We start from the raw sequence: 1974 nt of genomic DNA on the forward strand, positions 1-1974 counted from the left end.
GCCCTGGACGATGCTGATGGTGCGGTTGTTGTCGAGCCGGACGGTGATTTCCTGGCCGGTCTCCCGGGTGGTGATTTCTTCCAGGGAATGGCCGGCCACGCCGCCTGCCACCGCCCCGACGATGGCGCCCGCCGTGGAGCCATGCCCCTGGCCGATGTTGCTGCCGGCCAGGCCGCCCAGGGCGCCGCCGGTCACGGCGCCGATGCCGCTGCGGTTACCCTCCAGGGTCACGTTTCGCACGCTCACCACGACCCCGTTCTGGACGGTCATCTGCCGCATGGCCTGGTCGCGTCGATAGACATCGCCGGAGGTGTTGGTGCAGCCGCCCAGGATCAGGGCGGCGCTCAAGAAAAGGATGCTGGAAGTCTTCTGCATGGGAGGTACTCCTTGGATTACCAGATTCGTTCGTTGAATTCCCGGAAATAGCGCTCGCCGATTTCCGCACGGCTGGGCGCATGGTTCTGGGGGCCCCGGGAGGCGATCTTGTAACTGCCCATCAGGGCGGCGATCCGGCCGGTGCGAGTCCAGTCCCAATCGTTCATGATGCCATAGAGGAGGCCAGCCCGGTAGGCATCGCCGCAGCCGGTGGGGTCCACGATGGCGGTGGCGGCGATCGAGGGAATGTGGGTGCAGCCGCCCTGATGGTGGATCTCCGAGCCTTGCGCGCCCTTCGTGACGATCAGGGCGTCGAGCCGCTGCGCCAGTTGTTCGATGCGCATGCCGGTGCGGTCGCAGGCCAGCTTGGCTTCGTAGTCGTTGAAGCAGGCGTAGTCGGCCAGGTCGAGGAAATCGAGGAGCTCCGCGGCGCTGAACATGGGCAGGCCCTGGCCCGGGTCGAAGATGAAGGGGATGCCGGCGGCGGCGAAGTCCCGGGCATGCTGGAGCATGCCTTCGCGGCCGTCCGGGGCGACGATGCCGAGGCTGACGCCGCTGGCCTCTGCCACCTTGTTGAGGTGGGAGAAGCTCATGGCGCCGGGATGGAAGGCGGTGATCTGGTTGTCGTCCAGGTCGGTGGTGATGAAGGCCTGGGCGGTGAAGCTGCCGGAAACCTCGCGCACATGGGTGCGGGGCAGTTCCTGCCGGTCGAGGCGTTCCAGGTAGGGGCCGGCGTCGTCACCGACGGTGGCCATGATCAGGGGGCTGCCGCCCAGGAGTTTCAGGTTGTAGGCGATGTTGCCGGCGCAGCCGCCGAATTCCCGCCGCATCTCGGGCACCAGGAAGGAGACGTTGAGGATGTGGATCTGCTCGGGCAGGATGTGGTGCTTGAAGCGGTCCGGGAAGACCATGATGTTGTCGTAGGCAAGAGAGCCGCAAATCAGTGCGTGCATGAGAGGTTTCCGCAGAAATCAGGGGTAGAAGAGGTAGAGCCGGTAGCCGGCCGGGTGCATGCCTTGTGCGTCGAGATCGAGGCGGATCGGGGTGTCGCCCGGCTTGAAGGCGCTTGCTGCGTCCTGGGGCAGGTATTCCCGGGGCGGGAATACCTTGCGGACCAGCACGGCATCGTAGGTATCCGTCAGGGTCAGTTCCAGGGCCGGCCATTGCTGGGGGTAAGGGGCCCGGTTGCGCAGGGTGGCCAGCAGGATCAGGTGCCCGGAACCGTTTTCGACCTGCAGGTCCGAGGCTTCGATGCTGATCCATTCCGCCTGGCGGGGCAGGGGGATTTCCAGTCCGAGTTGGGAGAACAACTGGCCCAGGGCGGGAGCCTGGCGGCTCAGTTCGCCCCGGAAGTGGAATACCGCCTGAAGGGCCAGGGCCAGTATCAGGAGCAGGCTGACCAGCACGAAGGGCCAGAGGGCGCGAGGGGTGGGTGCGGAGGCCAGGCCTTCCAGCGGTGCGGCGGACCAGCGCGAAAAACCCGGGATTTCGGTCAGGTCGCGAGCTGCCAGCAGGCCGGTTTCAAGCCCCTGTTGCTTGATGTCTTCAGGGGAGGCCGGCTTCTGGCGCTCCAGGATGGCATCCAGCGGGTCCATGGGG

The 1974-nt window shown here is 66.2% G+C and carries 3 protein-coding genes; all 3 read right to left on the reverse strand.

All coding sequences use genetic code 11. The features are described from left to right. On the reverse strand, positions 1-375 hold a 375-nt coding region (locus WBH99_RS04750; protein WP_424218965.1), incomplete at its 3' end, for a glycine zipper 2TM domain-containing protein. A gap of 17 nt (positions 376-392) precedes the next feature. Next, on the reverse strand, positions 393-1328 hold the full coding sequence (locus tag WBH99_RS04755; RefSeq protein WP_424218966.1) for a carbohydrate kinase family protein: 936 nt from the start codon (positions 1326-1328) through the stop codon (positions 393-395). Between the two features lie 18 nt (positions 1329-1346). After that, on the reverse strand, positions 1347-1974 hold a 628-nt coding region (locus tag WBH99_RS04760; RefSeq protein ID WP_424218967.1), incomplete at its 5' end, for a DUF3426 domain-containing protein.

Source organism: Azovibrio sp., from assembly GCF_049658005.1.
GTDB lineage: Bacteria > Pseudomonadota > Gammaproteobacteria > Burkholderiales > Rhodocyclaceae > Azovibrio.